The organism is Microbacterium sp. NPDC006705, from assembly GCF_044903545.1.
Lineage (GTDB): Bacteria > Actinomycetota > Actinomycetes > Actinomycetales > Microbacteriaceae > Microbacterium > Microbacterium plantarum.
Genome location: NZ_JBJDQQ010000001.1, coordinates 1,692,781 through 1,712,115 on the forward strand (window position 1 = coordinate 1,692,781; position 19,335 = coordinate 1,712,115).

18 protein-coding genes are annotated in these 19,335 nt (G+C 70.2%); 6 read left to right on the top strand and 12 right to left on the bottom strand.

What is annotated here, in order from left to right; translation table 11 throughout:
- Positions 1 to 12: 12 nt before the first annotated feature.
- The 6 genes from recQ to ACI2K6_RS08050 all read right to left on the bottom strand — a co-directional run bounded on the left by recQ (position 13) and on the right by ACI2K6_RS08050 (position 9,116).
- On the bottom strand, positions 13 to 2,064 hold the full coding sequence (gene recQ, locus ACI2K6_RS08025; RefSeq protein WP_404568374.1) for a DNA helicase RecQ: 2,052 nt from the start codon (positions 2,062 to 2,064) through the stop codon (positions 13 to 15).
- Positions 2,065 to 2,135: 71 nt separating this feature from the next.
- Entirely contained in the window at positions 2,136 to 2,672 is a 537-nt protein-coding gene (locus tag ACI2K6_RS08030) for a DUF1697 domain-containing protein (protein ID WP_274178153.1), read from the bottom strand.
- A 65-nt stretch (positions 2,673 to 2,737) separates the two neighbouring features.
- Entirely contained in the window at positions 2,738 to 5,266 is a 2,529-nt protein-coding gene (locus ACI2K6_RS08035) for a DEAD/DEAH box helicase (protein ID WP_404568375.1), read from the bottom strand.
- 79 nt (positions 5,267 to 5,345) lie between these two features.
- Positions 5,346 to 6,545 carry a glycoside hydrolase family 3 N-terminal domain-containing protein gene (locus ACI2K6_RS08040; RefSeq protein ID WP_274178152.1) on the bottom strand — a complete coding sequence of 400 codons (1,200 nt, stop codon included), beginning with the start codon at positions 6,543 to 6,545 and terminating at the stop codon, positions 5,346 to 5,348.
- 18 nt (positions 6,546 to 6,563) lie between these two features.
- Positions 6,564 to 6,770, bottom strand: a complete 207-nt coding sequence (locus tag ACI2K6_RS08045) for a YbdD/YjiX family protein (protein ID WP_274178151.1) — start codon at positions 6,768 to 6,770, stop codon at positions 6,564 to 6,566.
- 90 nt (positions 6,771 to 6,860) lie between these two features.
- Positions 6,861 to 9,116, bottom strand: a complete 2,256-nt coding sequence (locus ACI2K6_RS08050) for a carbon starvation CstA family protein (protein ID WP_274178150.1) — start codon at positions 9,114 to 9,116, stop codon at positions 6,861 to 6,863.
- 128 nt (positions 9,117 to 9,244) lie between these two features.
- On the opposite strand from ACI2K6_RS08050, the gene ACI2K6_RS08055 reads away from it, so the two are divergent.
- A complete protein-coding gene (locus ACI2K6_RS08055; protein WP_274178149.1) occupies positions 9,245 to 9,550 on the top strand; it encodes a GNAT family N-acetyltransferase in 306 nt (101 codons plus the stop codon).
- Positions 9,547 to 10,560 (top strand): pirin family protein, encoded by a 1,014-nt coding sequence (locus ACI2K6_RS08060; RefSeq protein WP_274178148.1) that lies wholly within the window; start codon positions 9,547 to 9,549, stop codon positions 10,558 to 10,560. The genes ACI2K6_RS08055 and ACI2K6_RS08060 overlap by 4 nt, the downstream gene beginning before the upstream one ends.
- A 60-nt stretch (positions 10,561 to 10,620) precedes the next feature.
- Here ACI2K6_RS08060 and ACI2K6_RS08065 read toward each other — a convergent pair whose 3' ends face one another.
- The 3 genes from ACI2K6_RS08065 to ACI2K6_RS08075 all read right to left on the bottom strand — a co-directional run bounded on the left by ACI2K6_RS08065 (position 10,621) and on the right by ACI2K6_RS08075 (position 12,741).
- A complete protein-coding gene (locus ACI2K6_RS08065; protein ID WP_274178147.1) occupies positions 10,621 to 11,139 on the bottom strand; it encodes an RNA polymerase sigma factor in 519 nt (172 codons plus the stop codon).
- Positions 11,136 to 11,603 (bottom strand): hypothetical protein, encoded by a 468-nt coding sequence (locus tag ACI2K6_RS08070; RefSeq protein WP_404568376.1) that lies wholly within the window; start codon positions 11,601 to 11,603, stop codon positions 11,136 to 11,138. Before ACI2K6_RS08070 ends, ACI2K6_RS08065 begins: the two co-directional genes overlap by 4 nt.
- 175 nt (positions 11,604 to 11,778) lie before the next feature.
- Entirely contained in the window at positions 11,779 to 12,741 is a 963-nt protein-coding gene (locus ACI2K6_RS08075) for an NAD-dependent epimerase/dehydratase family protein (RefSeq protein WP_404568377.1), read from the bottom strand.
- A 105-nt stretch (positions 12,742 to 12,846) separates the two neighbouring features.
- On the opposite strand from ACI2K6_RS08075, the gene ACI2K6_RS08080 reads away from it, so the two are divergent.
- From ACI2K6_RS08080 to ACI2K6_RS08090, 3 genes are all read left to right on the top strand, one after another.
- Positions 12,847 to 13,215 carry a nuclear transport factor 2 family protein gene (locus ACI2K6_RS08080; RefSeq protein ID WP_404568378.1) on the top strand — a complete coding sequence of 123 codons (369 nt, stop codon included), beginning with the start codon at positions 12,847 to 12,849 and terminating at the stop codon, positions 13,213 to 13,215.
- Positions 13,216 to 13,323: 108 nt separating this feature from the next.
- Positions 13,324 to 13,755 carry a hypothetical protein gene (locus ACI2K6_RS08085; RefSeq protein WP_404568379.1) on the top strand — a complete coding sequence of 144 codons (432 nt, stop codon included), beginning with the start codon at positions 13,324 to 13,326 and terminating at the stop codon, positions 13,753 to 13,755.
- A 5-nt stretch (positions 13,756 to 13,760) separates the two neighbouring features.
- Complete coding sequence (locus ACI2K6_RS08090) at positions 13,761 to 14,027, top strand: GNAT family N-acetyltransferase (protein WP_404568579.1); 267 nt, start codon at positions 13,761 to 13,763, stop codon at positions 14,025 to 14,027.
- On the opposite strand, the gene ACI2K6_RS08095 is transcribed toward ACI2K6_RS08090, so the two are convergent.
- Both ACI2K6_RS08095 and ACI2K6_RS08100 read right to left on the bottom strand, forming a co-directional pair.
- A complete protein-coding gene (locus tag ACI2K6_RS08095; protein ID WP_282501870.1) occupies positions 14,028 to 14,555 on the bottom strand; it encodes a GNAT family N-acetyltransferase in 528 nt (175 codons plus the stop codon).
- A 32-nt stretch (positions 14,556 to 14,587) separates the two neighbouring features.
- A complete protein-coding gene (locus tag ACI2K6_RS08100; protein ID WP_404568380.1) occupies positions 14,588 to 14,917 on the bottom strand; it encodes a winged helix-turn-helix transcriptional regulator in 330 nt (109 codons plus the stop codon).
- A 72-nt stretch (positions 14,918 to 14,989) separates the two neighbouring features.
- Here ACI2K6_RS08100 and ACI2K6_RS08105 point away from each other — a divergent pair, with 72 nt between their 5' ends.
- Positions 14,990 to 15,637 carry an FMN-dependent NADH-azoreductase gene (locus tag ACI2K6_RS08105; protein ID WP_404568381.1) on the top strand — a complete coding sequence of 216 codons (648 nt, stop codon included), beginning with the start codon at positions 14,990 to 14,992 and terminating at the stop codon, positions 15,635 to 15,637.
- A 73-nt stretch (positions 15,638 to 15,710) separates the two neighbouring features.
- Here the strand turns inward: ACI2K6_RS08105 and ACI2K6_RS08110 are convergent, their stop codons facing one another.
- A complete protein-coding gene (locus ACI2K6_RS08110; RefSeq protein WP_323987035.1) occupies positions 15,711 to 19,322 on the bottom strand; it encodes a S8 family serine peptidase in 3,612 nt (1,203 codons plus the stop codon).
- Between the last annotated feature and the right edge of the window lie 13 nt (positions 19,323 to 19,335).

Below are 19,335 nucleotides of genomic sequence, written 5' to 3' on the forward strand. Positions count from 1 at the left end.
CGGTGCTCGTCGTCAGTGGGATGCCACGACGGCGAGCACCGCGTCGCCGTAGGCCTCGCGCTTCTTGGCTCCGATGCCGGTGATGCCCTCGAGGTCGGCCGAGGTGCGCGGCCGGCGATCGGCGAGCGCGCGCAGCGTCGCGTCACCGAAGACGATGTAGGCCGGAACGCCCTGCTCGCGCGCCTGTTCGGCACGCCAGGCACGCAGCGCCTCGAACAGGTCGCGATCGCTCTCGGCGACCTGCTCGACCGCGGCCGACTTGCGCACGCGAGAGCCGCCGCTGTTCTGGCCCCGCCCGAGCACGTCGCGGCGCAGGGGGACGTTAGCCTCGCCCTTGAGCACCGGCGCTCCGGCCTCGCCGACCGCGAGCACGCCGTACTCGCCGCGAGCGACGAGGATGCCGCGGGCGAGCAGCTGCCGGATGACACTGCGCCAGTCCTGGTCTGACAGATCGGAGCCGAGGCCGTACGTCGCGAGTTCGTCATGACGCTGCTGCCGGATGCGCTCGGTCGACGCTCCGCGCAGGATGTCGACGAGGTGGCCGGCGCCGAACGACTGGTTGCGCTCGCGCTGCAGCCGCACGATCGTCGAGAGCAGCTTCTGCGCCGGGATCAGGCCGTCCCACGTGTCGGGCGGCGTGAGGCAGGTGTCGCAGTTGCCGCACGGCTCGGAGTCCTGGCCGAAGTAGCCGAGCAGGTTCCGCCGACGGCACGCGACCGTCTCGCAGAGGGCGAGCATCGCGTCGAGGTGCTGCCCCATGCGCATCTTGAACGTGCGGTCGCCGGGGCTCTGATCGATGAGGCGCCGCTGCTGCACGACATCCCCCAGGCCGTAGGCCATCCAGGCGATCGACGCTTCGCCGTCGCGTCCGGCGCGCCCGGTCTCCTGGTAGTACCCCTCGACAGACTTCGGCAGATCGATGTGAGCCACGAACCGGACGTCGGGCTTGTCGATGCCCATGCCGAACGCGATCGTGGCAACCATGACGACACCGTCTTCGCGGAGGAACCGCGACTGGTGCTTGGCGCGCATCTCGGCCGGAAGACCCGCGTGGTACGGCAGGGCGTCGAGACCCTGTGCGGCGAGGTAGTCGGCGGTCTGCTCGACCGACTTGCGGCTGAGCGCGTACACGATGCCGGCGGATCCCTCGGGCATCGAGCGGATGAAGGTGACGAGCTGCCGCCGCGGATCGACCTTCGGCTCGATGCGGTACTGGATGTTGGGTCGGTCGAAGCTCGCGACGAAGTGCCGTGCCTGCGGCAGGCGCAGCCGCTCGGTGAGCTCCTGGTGCGTCGCGCGGGTCGCAGTGGCGGTGAGCGCCATCCGCGGCACCCCGGGGAATCGCTCGTCGAGGTCGCCGAGGGCGAGGTAATCGGGACGGAAATCGTGGCCCCACTGCGAGACGCAGTGCGCCTCGTCGATCGCGATGACGCTCAGGGCGCCCCGCTGGAGCAGCTGCGTCGTCTGCGGCACGCTCAGACGCTCGGGGGCGACGTAGAGCAGGTCGAGCTGACCCGCGAGGTACGCCTGCTCGACACCGGCGCGCTCACCCGGAGACTGTGTGGAGTTGAGGTAGGCCGCCCGCACGCCGTTGGCGATCAGCGCATCGACCTGGTCGTGCATGAGCGCGATGAGCGGGCTGACGACGAGTCCCGTTCCCGGGCGCACGAGCGCGGGCACCTGGTAGGTGATCGACTTGCCGCCGCCGGTGGGCATGAGCACAACGGCATCCCCGCCGCCGATGACGTGCGAGACGATGTCGCCCTGGTCGCCGCGGAAGTCGTCGTAGCCGAAGACCTCCTTGAGCACGGCGCGCGGGTCGGCGCCGGTGAAATCGCGACGCTCGAGCGAGAGGACGGCGGCGGGGGCCGCGTTCGGCGCGGCACGCGGAGGCGCGGCGCCGGCGGATGCGCGGTCGCGGGTGGCGCGAGCGACGGCAGCGCCGTATCCGTCGAACTCGGGCGGCGGCGGCGCGTCGAAGTCCTCGGGCGGTGCGAACTCGTCGGGGTTCCAGTCGAGGTCGGCGTAGGGATCGGCATCCCAGGACTGCTGCTCTCGACTCACTCGATTCACGATAGCCGCGGCATCCGACAGCCCGCTCCGTGCGTTCACAGGCGGGGTCGCCTCCCGCCTCGTCAGCACCACCGTTCGGCGAGCGTCATGACGACGTTGAGGTTGCGGTTGGTCGCGATGCCGAGGAGCTTCGCCGCGCCCAGGGGATCGACCGTCCCGTCCTGATACCCGGGTTGCAGGAGCGCGTGGACCGCGCGGCCGCGGACCAGCATGCGGCCCGCGGCGGTCGCGAGCGCTTCGACCCGGGCGGCCGTGTCGGCGTCGAGCTCGTCCTTGAGCAGGTAGACGTAATGGCGGGCCAGGCCGGGGTTCGCCTCGCTCAGGGCGAGTGCCTCGGCGGCGAGCGCGGCGAACTCGTCGGCGCGGAACGTGATCGCCGGAACCTCGAACCCTCGATCGGCCGCGTATGCCCGCTCGAGCGTCTGCTCGATCTTCGCGCGGGAGCGCATGCGAGTGTCGAAGCGGATGTTGCCGGTGTTGATGTGCGTCGCGACGTCCTCGAAGCCGACGGCCTCGGTCACGCGGCGGATGTCGTCCTTCGGGAAGACGCGCGTCGCGCCGAGGTTGATCGCCCGCAGGAACCCGAGATGTGTGGCCACCGGCTCATCCTGCCCCAGGCCCGCGACATCCGGCATGGCCCCGCCCGGCCACTCACGTCCCGGAGTCAGAGGCGGACGACCTCGGTCACGCGCACAACCGCCGTGCCTGCCTCGACGGACTGCTCCAGGTCGACGTCGGCCCGGATGCGCCAGTCGTGGTCTCCGGCGGGGTCGTCGATGACCTGCTCGACGCGCCAGAGTCCGTCGCGGGCCGCGGACTCGTCGATCACGCAGAGCGACGGCGAGCGCGCGGCACCCCCGGTGAGGACCTCGTCGTGGTCGTCGTAGTAGCGGTCGAGGACCTCCGGCCAGTCGACCTCGGGGTCGAGGGCTTCGAGCGCTTCGTCGTCCTGCAGCGCTGCGAGCTGTACGCGGCGGAACATCTCGTTGCGCACCAGCACCGTGAACGCGCGCCGGTTCGCCAGCACCGACGGCGGCGCGGGCGGAACGACGGGAGCGTCGGGGTCGTCGGTGGGGTGCGCGAGCGACTCCCATTCGTCGACGAGGCTCGAGTCGACCTGGCGCACGAGCTCGCCGAGCCACTCGATGAGGTCCATGAGGTCGTCGGTGCGGGCCTCGGCGGGCACCGTCTGGCGGATCGCCCGGTACGCGTCGCTGAGGTAGCGCAGCACGAGGCCCTCGCTGCGACCCAGTTGGTAGAACGACACGAACTCGCCGAACGACATCGCCCGCTCGAACATGTCGCGCACGACCGACTTCGGCGACAGCTCGAAGTCGCGCACCCACGGCTGGCTCGACGCGAAGGTCTCGAACGCCTGGGCGAGCAGGTCGGCGAGGGGCTTGGGCCAGGTGATCTCCTCGAGCAGCGCCATCCGCTCGTCGTACTCGATGCCATCGCGCTTCATCGCGCCGACCGCCTCGCCGCGCGCCTTGTACTCCTGCTGCGACAGGATCGCGCGCGGGTCGTCGAGCGTCGCCTCGATCACGCTCACGACGTCGAGCGCGTAGTGCCCGGTGCCGGTCTCGGCATCATCGGGCGACAGCAGCTCGATCGCTGCGAGCGCGAACGGCGACAGCGGCTGGTTGAGCGCGAAGTTCGGCTGCAGATCGACGGTGAGCCTGATCGTCGACTCGGCCGGAGAAGCAGAAGACGCGGGGCGCACGACCTCGACGATGCCGGCGGCGACCAGGGTGCGGAAGATCGCGAGGGCCCGGCGGGCGAGGGCATACTGACGGGCGCGAGGCTCGTGGTTGTCGAAGACGAGCGAGCGGACGTTGCCGAACACGTCACCCCCGCGGCCGATGACGTTGAGCAGCATCGCGGCGGACAGCTGCAGCTGTGGCGTGAGGGGCTCGGGCTGCGCCTCGACGAGCCGCTCGAACGACCCCTCGCCCCAGTTGACGACGCCGGTGGGCGCTTTCTTGCGCACGATCTTCTTGCGCTTGGCGGGGTCGTCTCCGGCCTTCGCGAGCGCGACGGCGTTCTCGATCTCCCACTCCGGCGCCATGACCACGACGTTGCCGTGCGGGTCGAACCCGGCGCGACCCGCACGGCCCGCGACCTGGTGGAACTCGCGGGCCGTGAGCTGCCGCATCCGGGTCCCGTCGTACTTCGACAGCGCGGTGATGACGACCGTGCGGATCGGGACGTTGATGCCCACCCCGAGCGTGTCGGTGCCGCAGATGACCTTGAGCAGCCCGCGCTGTGCGAGCGTCTCGACGAGGCGCCGGTAGCGCGGCAGCATTCCGGCGTGGTGCACGCCGATGCCCGCCCGCACGAGGCGCGAGAGGGTCTTGCCGAAGCCGGTCGTGAATCGGAACCCGCCGATCGCCTCGGCGATGGCATCCCGCTGCTCGCGCGTCGTGATCTTCACGCTCGACAGCGCCTGCGCACGCTCGAGCGCCGCGGCCTGCGAGAAATGCACGATGTACACCGGGGTCTCGCGCTCCTCGAGCAGCCGCTCGAGCACGTCGTGCACGGGGCGCCGCTCGTACGAGAAGTGCAGCGGCACCGGCCGCTCGACGCCGGTGACAAGAGCGGTCCGCCGGCCCGTACGACGTGAGAGGTCGTCGGCGAGGTCGGTCACGTCGCCGAGCGTGGCCGACATCAGCAGGAACTGCGCGCGCGGCAGCGTGAGCAGCGGCACCTGCCACGCCCAGCCGCGATCGGGGTCGCCGTAGAAGTGGAACTCGTCCATGACGACCTGGCCGACGTCGGCGTCGGCTCCCTCGCGCAGGGCCAGGTTCGCGAGGATCTCGGCCGTGCAGCAGATGATCGGCGCCTCGGGGTTGACCGACGAGTCGCCCGTCACCATGCCGACCCTCTCGGCCCCGAAGATCTCGACGAGCGCGAAGAACTTCTCGCTCACGAGCGCCTTGATCGGAGCCGTGTAGTACGTGCGTCCACCACGGGCGACGGATGTCGCGTGCGCCGCGACCGCGACGAGCGACTTGCCCGTGCCCGTCGGCGTGGCCAGCACCACGTTCGCCCCCGAGACGAGCTCGATGACCGCTTCGTCCTGCGCCGGGTAGAGGGTGAGGCCCCGCCCTTCCGCCCACGTCGTGAACGCGTCGTAGATGGCGTCGTCGGAGGGATCCGGGCCGATGAGGTCGAGCAGCGGCGCGGAGGTCATCCCTCGAGTCTGCCCTACGCCCGCGGAGCGGTGGCCGCCGCGTCGACCTGCGGCCCACGGCCGTTGCGTCGCACGCCGATCACCCGGCCGTGCCGGCATCCTTCGCCTCGAGCACCCGGCCGCACGACTCGTCGACTCGCGCGGCGAACGCCGGATCGGACTGCGCCCGGGCGAGCACCGCGTCGTACATCGCGGGGAGCACCGTCGGATCGGCCGACGCCAGCACGATGTCGACCCCGGCCGACAGCGCCTCGACGGCCCGATCGCCGGGGGCGACGATCTCCGCTGCCGCCGCGGCCGAGAGGTCATCGGTGATCACGACGCCGTCGAAACCGACGCGATCGCGCAGCAGGTCGAGCACCGCCGGAGAGAACGCGGCCGGGTGATCCGGATCGATGTGCTGATACCGCGCCGTGCCGACCATGACGAGCGACGGACCGGATGCCGTGAGCTCGCGGTACACGTCGACATCCGGCGAGTCCGCCGAGACCACGCTGTCGAGCACTTCGGCGGTGTAGTCGGTGTTGGCATCCACCCGGCCGAGCCCGGGGAAGTGCTTGAACGTCGGCAGCACGCCCGATGCGCGCATTCCGTCTGCGAATGCGCCGGCGCCCGCGGCGACGGCCTGCTCGTCGTAGCCGTACTGCCGCCCGAGCGCGCCGATGGGCGGGTTGTTCAAGCGGGTCTCGGCGCTCGTGACGATGTCGGCCACGGGGGCGAGATTGACGTCGATGCCCGCGGCGGCCAGCTGCCCGCCCCAGGCGGTGGCGGCCGTGCGGAGCGCGTCGGGGCCGAGGTCGGCCTGCCGGATGGCGTAGGGGATCTCGTCGAACCCGGGTCCGCTCAGCACCTGCACCTCGCCGCCCTCCTGGTCGGTCGCGACCCAGAGCTTCGGTGATCCGTCGATGGCGAGGTCGCGGAACTGCGCGACGAGGGCCGCCGTGGCCTCGACGCCCGAGCTCGAGCGGCCGTGGAGGAAGAGGCCGCCCACGCCGCGGTCGCGGATCGCGGCTGCGGCATCCGGCGAGACCGTGTCGACCGGCGTGCCCACCATGAGCATCTGACCGACGCACCCTTCGAGCCCGAGGGCCGCGGCGGGGTCGGGGGAGGCTGTGGGAGTCGGGGGTGCCGGAGCCGTCGCGGTCGGGCTCGGGGCGGACGTCGTCGGGTCGGCCGGTGCGGGCTCGGGGGCGCAGCCGACGGCGAGCGCCAGCACCCCGACCAGGGCGGCGGCGAACGCGGAACGGGCGGCGCGCGAGGAGGAGGGAGTGCGGGTCACCCCTCCATGGTCACCCGGTCAACAGCAGCGCGCACCCGGGTTGCGGTCCTGGTCGTCCATGCGCTGGCGCCAGAACTGCCGCTCGGTGAGGGGCGGGGTGTCCGGGTGCGTCCGGCGCTGGTGGGCGAGGTACGTCGCGTACGCGTTGTCACCCATGAGCGAGGTGACGTACCAGTGCAGCGCACGCGCGGCGCGGAGGACGGCCCGACCGGCGCGCGCGCACAACTCCTTCGATCCGGGGCGCGGCGGCGCGGAAACAGCGGTTCGCGGTTCGCGAGGCCCCGATTCTGAGGAGTTGTGCGCGAGCGCCATCGGTCAGTGCCCCCGGCGAGCGGTCTCAGCCCGCTCCTCGGCGAGGAGCGGCTCCCACTCCTTCTCGAGCTCGCGCTCGGGGGCGGTGGGGATGAGTCCGGCGGGCGCGAAGCGGCGAGACGGGACGGCGGGGTCTTCGGTGTCATCTCCCCCGCCGCGCACGATGGCTCGCACCGCGACGATCACGGCCGAGACGATCACGATGATCGCGAGGACGACGAAGATGATCGACAGCGTGCCCTGCACCCCCGTGTTGCGGATGACCGCCTCCACCGTCGCAACCGGCCCCAGGCTCGCGTCTCCCGAGGCGAGGGCATCGCGGTAGCGGAAGTGGTTCGCCCAATAGCCGATCGCCGGCACCGGCGAGAAGATCTTGTACGCCGAGGCCGTGATCGTCACGACCGCGGTGAAGGCCAGCGGGACGGCGATGATCCAGATCCACTTCACGTACGAGCGCCCGCGCTTCGCGACGATCGCGAGGACGACGGCGAGCGCGATCGCCGCGAGCAGCTGGTTGGCGATGCCGAACAGCGGGAAGAAGGTGTTGATGCCGCCGAGCGGGTCGGTGACGCCGAGGATCAGGATGGCGCCCCACCCGGCGACCATAATGGCCGTGGTGATCCAGACACCCGGACGCCACGACACGTCGCGGAATCTCGGGATCCAGGCGCCGATGGAGTCCTGCAGCATGAAGCGGGCGACGCGGGTTCCGGCATCCACCGCCGTCAGGATGAACAGCGCCTCGAACATGATCGCGAAGTGGTACCAGAACGACATCATCGCCTGGCCGCCGAGGGCCTGCTGCATGATGTGCGCGAGCCCGAGCGCGAGAGTCGGCGCGCCGCCGGTGCGCGAGACGATCGACTCCTCGCCGACGTCGGCCGCCGTCGAGATCAGCAGGTCGGGCGTGATCTCGACCCCGGTGAGACCGAGCGAGTTGACGAAGGCGACCGCGCCTTCGACGGTGCCGCCGGTCGCGGCCGAAGGAGCGTTCATGGCGAAGTAGATGCCCTGGTCGATCGAGATCGCGGCGACGAGCGCCATGATCGCGACGAACGACTCCATGAGCATGCCGCCGTAGCCGATGAAGCGCGTCTGGCGCTCCTTCTCGACGAGCTTCGGCGTCGTCCCCGAGGCGATGAGCGCGTGGAATCCCGAGAGCGCGCCACAGGCGATCGTGACGAACAGGAACGGGAAGAGCGGGCCGGCGAACACCGGACCCAGTCCGTTCTCACCGAAGATGGTGACCGCCGGCACCGAGATCTCGGGGCGGACGAGCACGATCGCCCCGGCGAGCATGACGATGACGCCGATCTTCATGAACGTCGAGAGGTAGTCGCGCGGAGCGAGCAACAGCCACACCGGCAGCACCGCGGCGATGAAGCCGTAGATGATGATGCCCCACGCGATGACCGTGCGGTCGAGGTGGAAGATCTCCTGCCCCCAGGCGGTGTCGGCGACCCATCCGCCCGCGATGATCGCGCCCATCAGCAGCACGAACCCGATGATCGACACCTCGGTGACCTTGCCGGGCCGGAGGTAGCGCAGGTAGACGCCCATGAAGAGCGCGATCGGGATCGTCATCGACACCGAGAAGACGCCCCACGGGCTCTCGCCGAGCGCGTTCACCACGACGAGCGCGAGGATCGCGACGATGATCAGCATGATGAGCAGGGATGCCACGATCGCGGCGGTCCCGCCGATGCGCCCGAGCTCCTGACGGGCCATCTGCCCGATCGTCCGGCCGCCCCGGCGCATCGAGAAGAAGAGCACGGTGTAGTCCTGCACGGCGCCCGCGACGACGACCCCGACGATGATCCAGATCGTCCCGGGGAGGAATCCCATCTGCGCCGCGAGCACCGGGCCGACGAGCGGACCGGCGCCGGCGATGGCCGCGAAGTGGTGGCCGTAGAGCACGCGGCGGTCGGTCGGCACGTAGTCCTTGCCGTCCTGCTTGACCTCGGCGGGCGTCGCACGCCGGTCGTCGGGCCGCAGCAGGTAGCGCTCGATCACCTTCGAGTAGAAGCGGTAGCCGATGAGGTACGTGCAGACGGCGGCGAAGACGAACCAGATCGCGTTCACCGTCTCGCCGCGGACGACGGCGAGCATGACCCATGCGAGCCCGCCGAGCAGCGCGATCGCGATCCAGATCACGACCTTGAGCGGTGTCCACCGGGCGGCGGCGCGGTGCTGCTCGTCGGAGACGGCGACCGGCGGCAGTTTCGGATCGGTGACGATGTCGGACGAGGATCGAGGCATCGGTTCTCCTGGGGGAAGGCGCTTCATTGCGTTTTCTCAGCTTAGGCGGACGCACTGCGGCAATCCCGGTATTCGGTCGTAATGGTCTCGGACGGCCTTACCGTGGAGGTGATCGAGAGGAGATCACCATGACCGACGAGACCCCCACCGTGATCCGCAACGACGAGCAGGACCGCTACGACCTCCACGTCGGCGACGTGGCCGCCGGTTTCGCCGCCTTCCGGCGCGACGACGAGGGGCGCCTGGTGTTCGATCACACCGAGGTCGACAAGGCCTTCGGCGGGCGCGGCCTCGGCAAGGCGCTGGCCGCCGATGCGCTCGCCGACGTCGCGCGCCGTGGCGAGACCGTCGTTCCCGAGTGCCCGTTCATCGTGAAGTTCCTGCGCGAGAACGAGGTCGCCGGTCTGCAGGTCGACTGGCGCAACGAGACGTGACTCGCTTCGACGCCGAGACGGCGCCCGTCGACGAAGACCCAGGGACGGGTTCTCCCGGTCCCCGACGGGCGTTGCTCGAGGCGCGCGAGGTGCCGCTCGGCGGCGTGCGGGCGATGTCGGTGTACCGCTTTCTGCCACAGCGCGATCTGCCGCTCGTCGGCGCCTGGTGCTTTCTCGACCGCTTCGGCCCGCAGCGCACGCGGATGCGGGTTGAGCCGCATCCGCACATCGGACTGCAGACCGTCACCTGGCCACTCGCCGGCGAGGTGCACCACCGTGACACGCTCGGCAGCGATGTCGTCATCGAGCGCGGCGCACTGAACATCATGACCAGCGGTGCCGGCATCGCCCACTCCGAGTATTCAGTCGGCGACGAGCCCGTCCCCCTCGACGCGCTGCAGCTGTGGGTTGCCCTCCCCGAGGAGCGCCGCCACGGCGCCCCCGACTTCGAGCGTCACGTCGACCTGCCCGAGCTCGACCTCGGCGGCGGGGCCACGGCGACCGTCGTCGTCGGCGAACTCGCCGGACGCGTCTCGCCCGCGACGATGCACACGCCGATCGTTGGCGCCGAGCTGCGGCTGCCCGCCGGGTCGGTCGTCGACCTACCCCTCGAGACCGCGTGGGAATACGCCGTCGTACCGGTCTTCGGATCGGTCCGGGTCGACGGCACGGATGCGGCGGCCGAGGCCGAGGCAGACGCGGATGCTGGGGCGCAGGGTGCCGTCGCACCCGGCGCCCTGCTCTACCTCGGTGACGGTCGTCGTGGCATCCGCCTGACCGCCGGCGAGGAGGAGGCGACGGTGTTCCTCCTGGGCGGCGAGCCGTTCGGCGATGAGATCGTCATGTGGTGGAACTTCGTCGGCCGCAGCCACGACGAGATCGAGGTCGCGCGCGAGGAGTGGGAAGCGGCATCCGATCGATTCGGTCACGTCGCCGGCCACGGCGACGAGCGCATCCCCGCGCCGCCGCTGCCGCACGTGCGGCTGACGCCCCGCCGCCGGCGGCTCTGACCCATCCGCTGATGGAGGCGTGGCCCGGTTCGAGCCACGCCCCCGACCCGACGTGGCCCGTCAGACGGGTTCGGTGTGCAGGAGCGTCTGCAGCATCGACCTCGCCCTGGCGTGTCGGCTGCGCACCGTGGCGGCGTTCATTCCCAGGTGCCGCGCGGCCTCCACCAGCGTGAATCCATCCCAGTAGACGAGGCGGATGATCTCCTGATCGACCACCTGGAGCTTGGTGAGCGCAGCGCGCACATCGGCGGCATGATCCTGCTCCTCGGTCGGCGCCACCTCCACGAGGTGTCGTGCGAGCTTGTTCGTGAGCGCATGCCGACGCGCATGCGATCGCCAGCCTTGAGAGAGAACGCGGCGAGCGATACCGAACATCCACATCCGCGCCTCGACGGCATCGGAGGGAACCGACCGCGCCTTGCGCCACACAACGACGAGGGTTTCACCCAACAGGTCTGCGGCATCTTCGCGATCGGGCACACGCCGGACGAAGTAGTCGAGGAGTGCACCGGCGTGATCCTTCACGAGCTGGGCGACGCGCTGGTCGTTCGTCGGGGCGGGCTCAGATGCGCCCGTCAATGCAGCTGTCCCGTGCAGTCGGTGTCGGTGCCGACACCACCGTCGCCGGCCAGGATGTGAACGTCGGCCCCGGCGAAGATCACATCCTGAGCCGCCCCGAAGAACGGCGCGAAGTCACCGGCCGCGTCGCGCTTGAGAGCCTCCTCGTAGATCTTCTGGCCGACACCATCCCAGTTCTGAGCCGCGATGTACTCGACGGCCTTCGTGTTGGTCTCGACGTGGTCGAGTTCGCCGTTGAAGAGCCCGATCGAGCAAGAGATCTCACGACCGGTGTCGGTGACGTATGAGACGGGGATCTCGAAGTCTGGGATCATTCGCGGGTCGGTGCCGGCTGTAGACGCGAGCGCGATCCCCGGCAAGGCGAGCACCGGCACAGCGACCCACGACAGCCGGCGGACACGCCGCCGACGCGCGGCATGAATGCGCGCTGCGATCCCGACGCGTTCTACTTCAGCTGCGACCATTCCGTCCGTTGATACGCGGCGCGGGGCACTTGCCCGCAACAGGTCATCAATCGATGTGTCCATGGATTCCTCCTCGGTGCTCACCACGTACATGGCCGGACCTCGGTCGAACGTTGCACGGCAGAGAGAAGTCGTCGCCGACAGCTTCGGCCGCGCGCCAGGAGAAGTGAATGGTCTAGCGGACGGCGGCGAGGACCTCCTGCTCCTCGTCCGTCGTCAGCCCGGAGCGCCGGGGCCGGTCGAGGCCGCGCGAGATCTCGTCCGTGAGCACACGGGTCAGGGTGTCAGCGAGCGGTCGCGACCGACCTCCTGTAGCAACGAAGGCGCTTCCAGCTCGCTGAGCGAAGCCCACGGCCTCGATCGGCAGCCACAACGGGAGAGACCGAGGGCCGGCCCAATAGTGCACGTCGAGAGCGAGGAGCTCTTCGTCGTCAACCGTGATGAGTTCGCCGTCGAACCCGGCGACTGACCGCGCGGCACGAAAGAAGTCATGCATCGTGTGGGCCTCACCGACGGCGTTGACGACGCCGGTGATCCCGGCCGCACCCGCGCTGACGATCCAGTCCGCGAGGTCCTCGACGTCGATGAACTGGACGAATCGCCGGCTCATCGTCGGAGCGAGCACGTTGCCACCGCGGTGCAGCCGAGCCGGCCAGTAGCCGAGGCGGTCGCTCGGATCACCCGGACCCGCGATCAAACCGGGCCGGGCGATGAGCAGGCGGTCACCGAGCGCTGCCGCGGAGGCCCGTTCGGCGGCCACTTTCGCGTCGGGATACTCGGCGAGGTTCTGCGGTTCGACCAGCTGCGCCGTTTCGTCGGCGCCCGGCGTGCTGTTGTCCGCGTACACCGACACGGTCGAGACGAGAGTCCAGTGCGCCGCTCGGGCGGCGAGCGCCTTCAGTGCGGACTCGACGAGCTGCGGCTCGGAGGCGAGCTCGACAACGTCATCCCATTCACCCCCGAGACCCTCGTAAGCCCCGGCGAGCGATCGGTCGGCACGCACGAGCTGCACACCATCCGGCGCCGATCCGGACTCGCCGCGCGCCAGGCAGACCACCTCGGCTCCGCTGTCGCGCGCCTGTCGCGCGATCTCGCGCCCCAGCCATCCGGTTCCGCCCAGCACCAGAGTCCGTCTCATGCCCGCCAGTCAACCGGCACCGGCCGGCGCGAAGGGGTCACCTTCGCTGTGGGCGCAAACTGCGCCCGGGTGCCCGCGGGCGAAGCGCGGTTGTTGAATGGTCGGATGAGCGCTCTCACCGACTACATCGCAGCCTGGAAGACCAATGACACCGAGCGGATCGTCGAGACCGTCACGGAGGATGTCGTGATCACCGAGAGCTTCGGTCCGGTGTACTACGGCCGGGAGCGCGTGCGGGAGTGGTGCGAGAAGTGGAACGAGGAGGGGTCGCGCGTTCTCGACTGGACGATCACGAACGAAGCCCAGGCCGGAGATCTGCTCGTGGCGGAGTGGCGGTTCGAGTACCACCAGGACGGTGAGGACCGGACGCTCCTGGGGGCGACGATCGCGACCCAGCGCGACGGCAAGATCGCGCAGCTTCGCGAGTACGCCGTCACCGCCGATCTCTACACCTGGGAAGGCGAGTGGAGATAGTCGCCAGCCTCACAGCCGGGCGCGGGGCACGACGTCATCCGCGAGGCTGATGCGTGGTCATCCAACCGAGCGACGACGCAGACCGCAGGGGTCCGTAGCGTCGGTCTCATGACGAAGCCCCGCCTTCCCCGCGACCTCCCGCCCGGCGCCGCCGCGCTCGGCATGGCAGCCATCCTGCTGACGCTGTCCGGTTGCGCCGCCGTCGACAACGTCGCCTACGGGCGCGCCGAGAGCACTTACGCGACAGCGAAGGAGTTCGCGCAGGCACGCGGCGAGGCTCCCGCGTGGCTGCCCGCCGACGCACGCGAACTCACGCGCGTCGTCTCGACCCGAGCTGAAGCCGAGTCGATCGTGTTCTCGAGCGAGACCGGCCTTGCGGCGGACTGCGCCGAGGTCGAGCGCCTCTCGGCCCCCACCATGGAGATCACGTCCGGGCCCGATATCTACGCGATCGACCGCGTCGCCGTCTGCGGCGAGTGGGCGGTGGCGGGGAGTAACGGCACCTACTACGCCTGGACTCCGGCCAAGGAGGTCGAGTAGCCCTGATCGACGGGACAGATGCCGGATGCCTCACGACCCGCTCAGACGACGCGACCCGTTGGATCGAGCACTTCTACCTGCCCGCGTCCTTGCAGGGGCGGGGCATCGGAAGCGCTGTCCTGCAGTCGGCGATCATCGAACCGTACGACGGACCGACGCGCCTGAACGTCCTGCAGGGCAGCGCCGCACGGCGCTTGTACCAGCGGCATGGCTTCGCCCTGGACAGCGAGGACGACGTCGACGTGTGGCTGACCCCGCGACCCTCCGCCTGATCAGAGTGCCGGCCCGGCGGGCACGGCGTACTTGAACCCGACGTGCGAGTCGGCGAAGCCGAGCCTGCGGTAGAAACGGTGCGCGTCGACGCGCGCGGCATCCGATGTCAGCTGCACGAGGGCGGCGCCGAGCTCGACCGCCGCGGCATCCATCACCCACCGCATGAGCGCCGTGCCGATGCCGGATGAGCGTTCGGCGCTCGCGACGCGCACGGCCTCGACGAGGAGACGGGTGCTCCCCCGCCGCGCCATCCCGGGGATCAGGGTCAGTTGCATGGTCGCCGTGACTCGACCGGCCTCGTCGACGGCGACCAGCAGCTCGTTCGCGGGGTTCGCGACGATCCGCTCCAGAGCATCTGCGTACGCACCGCGGTCCTCGTCGCGGGCGGCGTCACCACGCCCCGCGCTGATCGGGTCATCCGACAGCAACCGCACGATCGCATCGAGATCATCGGGCGTCGCGCGACGGATGACGACATCTGCCGAGCGGGAGCGGACGGATGCCGGGAGGTTCAGGCCTTCGATCACGGTTCTACTCTCCGGCCGGCTCCGGCACGCGCTCAGCGCCGCGTGAGGTTGCCGTCGGCCCACTCGCCGAGCTGACTCAGGATCGGCACCAGGCGCGACCCGGCATCCGTCAGTGCGTAGGTGACCGCGACCGGCGGTCCCGCCTCGACCCGCCGGACGACCAGCCCGACGTCGGAGAGCTCGGTGAGCCGGTCGGAGAGAACCGCATCGCTGATGCCGGCGACGGCCCGACGCAGACCGACGAACGAGAGCTCGCCCTGTCCGAGCACGTCGACGATCATGCCGTTCCACCGCTTGCCGAGCACCGAGAACGCGTGCGACACCGCGGCGTCGCACTGTCGCGCGTCGTGGGGCTCGGACATGCCTCCATCGTACGTGTGCTAGCGTTCCCGAAGCCGCTTTGTTTTTCATAGTTCCTCTGATCGGAGAAGCGCATGACCCTCTTCCGTCTGGATGCCAGCATCCTGCCCGCCACCTCGGCCAGCCGTGAGCTGGGCGACCTCGTCGAGGCCGAGTGGCTCGCCGCCCACCCCTCGAGTGATGTCGTGCGCCGCGACATCGCCGCCGACCCGGTTCCGGCGACCGCTTGGCGGGATGCCGTGACCGCCGGGTTCACGCCCGCCGAGCAGCAGACCGCTGGTCAGCGCGACGCAGTCGCCCTGCGCGAGCAGCTGGCCGACGAGCTGATCGGCGCCGACGCCCTGCTCTTCACCGTGCCGCTCTACAACTACGGCGTCTCACAGCACGTGAAGACGTGGTTCGACCTGGCGTACACCGACCCGCGGATCGACCCCCAGGGAACGGCGTTGCGCGGCAAGCCCGCAACGCTCGTCACGGTGCTGGGCGGCAACTACGAGCCCGGCAGCCCCAAAGAGGGCTGGGACCACTCCACCGGGTGGCTTCGGCGCGTCTTCGAGGACGTCTGGGGGCTCGACCTCACGGTCGTCCACCGCCCCTTCACGCTCGTCGGCGTGAACCCCGCACTCGACGCCTTCACCGAGGCTGCAGCCGAGCTTCGCGCGGCGGCCGAGCGGGATGCCGTCACGGCCGGCCGCACGCTCGCGGCATCCCGCACCGCCTGAAACATGACGACGGGGCGCCCGGACCGAAGTCCGAGCGCCCCGCGCGTCCGCGCCGCAGCGCGTCAGCCGGTCATCACCACAGCACGAGGAAGCCGCTGAGTCCCAGCGATCCCTCGACCGTGTCACTGCCGTTGTAGGTGGCGACGACGACCTTCAGCCCGCGCGACTGCCGGGGCAGTTCGACACGCGCCGTACCGTCGACGACATCCGCGCTGTACCGGGTCGAGTTCACCCAGATGTCGACGGTGCCTGTCGCGGGGGCGCCGCCGGTCGGCGTCACCTTCACCGAGACCACGTAGGGCTGCGAGGCCGTTCCGACGTAACGGTTGAGCGAAACGCTCGTCGCCGAGGCGAACTTCACGAACACCTCGTTCGACACCGCGGTTCCGACCTGGGGGTTGCCCTCCGCCGTCGCGGTGACCCGCACCGACAGGGCGGTGCCCACATCGGCGCGCGTCACCTTGTACGACGCCGAGGTAGCACCCTCGATGGGCTCACCACCGCGAAGCCACTGGTACGCGACGCTGACCTCGGCGGGATCCCACTCACCGGCGGTCGCCTTCAGCGTGCCGCCGACCTTCGCCGAACCCGACACCTCGGGAGCGACGACCGCGACCGGCGCACCCTGACCCGACTCGACCTCGACGATCGTCCGGATCGAGGAGTCGCCGTAGCGAACGACGCCGAGGTACGACGTCTCGGGCTCGAGGCCCGCCCACGACAGGGTGTAGGTCGCCTTCTCGCCCTGCACCGTCGGCAGCGGATCGGGGGTGGCGGTGAACTCGCCGCCCGATGCCCCCGCTGCGACGACCGCAGTGGTGAGGTCGTAGGTGAAGGGCTCGCTGAACGAGTACCGGTTGACCTTGACCAGGTAGGTGCCCGCGGTGGGTGCGGTGAGCGAGACGGCCTCGTTGGCGGATGCCGTCGCCGACGACCACTGCTCGTAGTAGCGCAGGTCGTCGGGGCTGACCACGCGGTACACGGTCATGTCGAGGTCGGTCGTCTCGGTCGCTTCGGTCTCGACGGCGAAGCGCGCGTACTCCGTGCCCTCCGGGACGTCGACGATCTCGTAGGTGTTGAAGCCGGCCTCACCCTCGTCGTAGAACGAGTCCTGGTCACCGGAGTGTCCGGGCACCTCGGGGAAGTCCGGGTTCACGCGCAGCTCCTGCGGCACGAGGCCCGAAAGACCGAGGTCGATCTCACCCGTCAGCGACGGCGCCACCGTGACGTCGACCGAGCCGGTGGTACCGGTGCCCGACACGGACTCCGGGGCATCGACCGGCACCGGAAACACCGCGATCGGCGAGCGCACGTCGTTCGCCCCGCCCGTCCAGGTGAGGAAGCCGGTGGCCCACTCGCCCATCGGAGCGTCGACGCGCGACAGGGTGATCTCGACCGTCGCCGACTCACCCGCCCCGAGCGTCACGGACGACGGCGAGACCTGCACGTCGACACCGGGAACGGATGCCTGCGCCTCGTACGTCCCGGCCTCGGTCGCCGTGATCGTGCGGGTCACCGTCTGCGGCGCGCCGAGCGCACCGACGCCGATGGACGGCAGGTTGAGGTCGCTCGGGTCGATGGGGTCGACGCCGAAGTCGCGCAGCCCCAGACCCTGCAGGTACGCGGCCCAGTCGGCCGGACCGTTCAGGTAGAGGAGCCCCGGCTCGAAGTACTTCGTCGGGTCGGTGTGACCGGCACCCTGCGTGAACGGGTCGGTGACGGCGTCGCCGGCGGCATCCACGGTGTTGTACGCGGTCGTCATCATCGCCGACTTCACCTCGGCGGGCGTCCCCTGCGGGTGCTCGCCGAGGTACAGCGCGGCGAGCCCGGCGACGTGGGGCGACGACATCGAGGTGCCCGAGAGGATGCCGAAGGTCGGGTCCTCGTCGATGCCGTTCTCGGTGGCCGCGAGGATCGCGACACCGGGAGCGGTGATGTCGGGCTTGATGACGTCGCTGCCATCGGCGAGCATCGGTCCGCGGCTCGAGAAGCCCGCGACCTGCGGGACCGGGGTCTCGGTGCCCGTGACGTTCTCGCCGATGAGGGTGACGACGCGGTCGGTGCCGCCCTGGACGTACTCGAGCACGGCCGGCCGGGCGGTGTCGGAGACGTGCACCGTGGGAACCGAGTGGAAGTCGTTGTCGAGCGAGGCGGGCGTGACGTTGGTCAGGATCATGCCGATGCCGCCGGCCTCTTCGACCGCCTGAGACTTCTCGACACGAGCGTTCGATCCGCGGTCGCAGACGACGATCTTGCCGGTGACCTTGGCCGGATCGAGCGAGCCGAGCAGGCAGAGCTCGGGCGTCGCAGCACCGGCCAGGCCGGCGTCGCCCGCGAAGACCGACGGGCCCGAGATCGTGTCGCCGAATCCGACCGACACCGACGCGCCGGGGAACTGCGCGGCAGACGTGTCGCCCTCCTCGCCGAGCCGGACGGTGCCCTCCCAGGTCGGGATCGTGGATGCCGCGACCGTGGCGTACCACGGCGACGCGTGGTCGGCCGTAACCGGGTCGGGGCCGGAGTTGCCGGCGCTCGTCGCGACGAAGACACCGGCCGCAGCCGCGTTGAAGAACGAGATGTCTTCCGGCGCGAGCACGGTCGTGGCCGAGCCGCCGCCGATCGAGTAGTTGATGACGTCGACGCCGTCGGCGACGGCCTGGTCGATCGCGGCCAGCAGGTCGCTCAGCGCGCAGATGTCGTCAGTCGTGACGAGCGGGTCGGGCCCGACGTAGCAGGCCTTGTACGACGCGACCTTGGCAGCCGGTGCGACGCCGGAGATCGAGCCGAAGTCGACTCCCTCGACGGACGCCTCGACGCCGTTATTGCCCGCCGCCGTGCTCGCGGTGTGCGAGCCGTGGCCGTCGCCGTCGCGGGGCGACAGGTGGTCGTCTGCGAACGAGAACCCGTTCGCCGCGGCGCCGTCGCTGAAGTAGTGGGCTGCAATGAGCTTGGTGTTCAGGAGCGACGGGTCCCAGGCATCCTTCGTGCCGGCGCCCTGATCGACGACCGTGCTGCGGAACTCGCCGCCGTCGGCCTTCGTGAACACGACCTCGTCGCCGTCGCGGTAGGGCTGGTCGCCCGCCGAGGCGCCGAGCGCGTCGCCGGCGAACGCGGGGTTCTCGGGCGCGATGCCGGTGTCGACGACGCCGACGACGACGCCTTCGCCCGCCGCATCGATGCCGCCGACCTTCTCCCAGACACCACCGGCGCCCTCGAGCCCGAGGAACTCGGTCGAGGGCACGGCGTCGACGTGACGGATCTCGTCGGGGAAGACGCCGAGCACGCCCTTCTTGGCGGCGAGCTTGCCCGCCTGGTCGGCGCTCAGCTGGGCCGCGAACCCGTTGAGGGTGGTCTGGTAGGTCGCGTCGGGAGTCGCGCCGACCTCGCTCGCGACCTCTTCTTGACGCTGCTCGAGGAAGCCGGAGTAGTCGGTGACGGCGCGGGACTGGGCGTCGAGACGCTCGCCCTCGTCGGGCTTGGTCGGCGCGAGGCCGGCCTCGCCGCCCTCGTAGGTCGCGACAGGAGCCTCATCGAGCAGGACGATGTAGCGCCCGCTCTCGCTCTCGATCGGAACCGGGATGTTCACCCCCTCTCCCGTTGCAGCAAAGGATGCCGTTGCGGCAGAGCTCGTGAACAGTGCAGCCAGGGATACAGCCGCGACTGTTCGCAGGGTGGTGCGAACCATGTGCGCTCCAGTG

What these genes read in the sequence shown, in the direction of transcription:
- ACI2K6_RS08035 (WP_404568375.1), bottom strand. Translation starts at nt 5,266, where the DNA reads ATGACCTCCGCGCCGCTGCTCGACCTCATCGGCCCGGATCCCTCCGAC.
- ACI2K6_RS08085 (WP_404568379.1), top strand. Translation starts at nt 13,324, where the DNA reads ATGACGAAGCCCCGCCTTCCCCGCGACCTCCCGCCCGGCGCCGCCGCG.
- ACI2K6_RS08110 (WP_323987035.1), bottom strand. Translation starts at nt 19,322, where the DNA reads ATGGTTCGCACCACCCTGCGAACAGTCGCGGCTGTATCCCTGGCTGCA.
- ACI2K6_RS08100 (WP_404568380.1), bottom strand. Translation starts at nt 14,917, where the DNA reads ATGTCCGAGCCCCACGACGCGCGACAGTGCGACGCCGCGGTGTCGCAC.
- ACI2K6_RS08050 (WP_274178150.1), bottom strand. Translation starts at nt 9,116, where the DNA reads ATGCCTCGATCCTCGTCCGACATCGTCACCGATCCGAAACTGCCGCCG.
- ACI2K6_RS08080 (WP_404568378.1), top strand. Translation starts at nt 12,847, where the DNA reads ATGAGCGCTCTCACCGACTACATCGCAGCCTGGAAGACCAATGACACC.
- ACI2K6_RS08070 (WP_404568376.1), bottom strand. Translation starts at nt 11,603, where the DNA reads ATGGTCGCAGCTGAAGTAGAACGCGTCGGGATCGCAGCGCGCATTCAT.
- ACI2K6_RS08055 (WP_274178149.1), top strand. Translation starts at nt 9,245, where the DNA reads ATGACCGACGAGACCCCCACCGTGATCCGCAACGACGAGCAGGACCGC.
- ACI2K6_RS08105 (WP_404568381.1), top strand. Translation starts at nt 14,990, where the DNA reads ATGACCCTCTTCCGTCTGGATGCCAGCATCCTGCCCGCCACCTCGGCC.
- ACI2K6_RS08075 (WP_404568377.1), bottom strand. Translation starts at nt 12,741, where the DNA reads ATGAGACGGACTCTGGTGCTGGGCGGAACCGGATGGCTGGGGCGCGAG.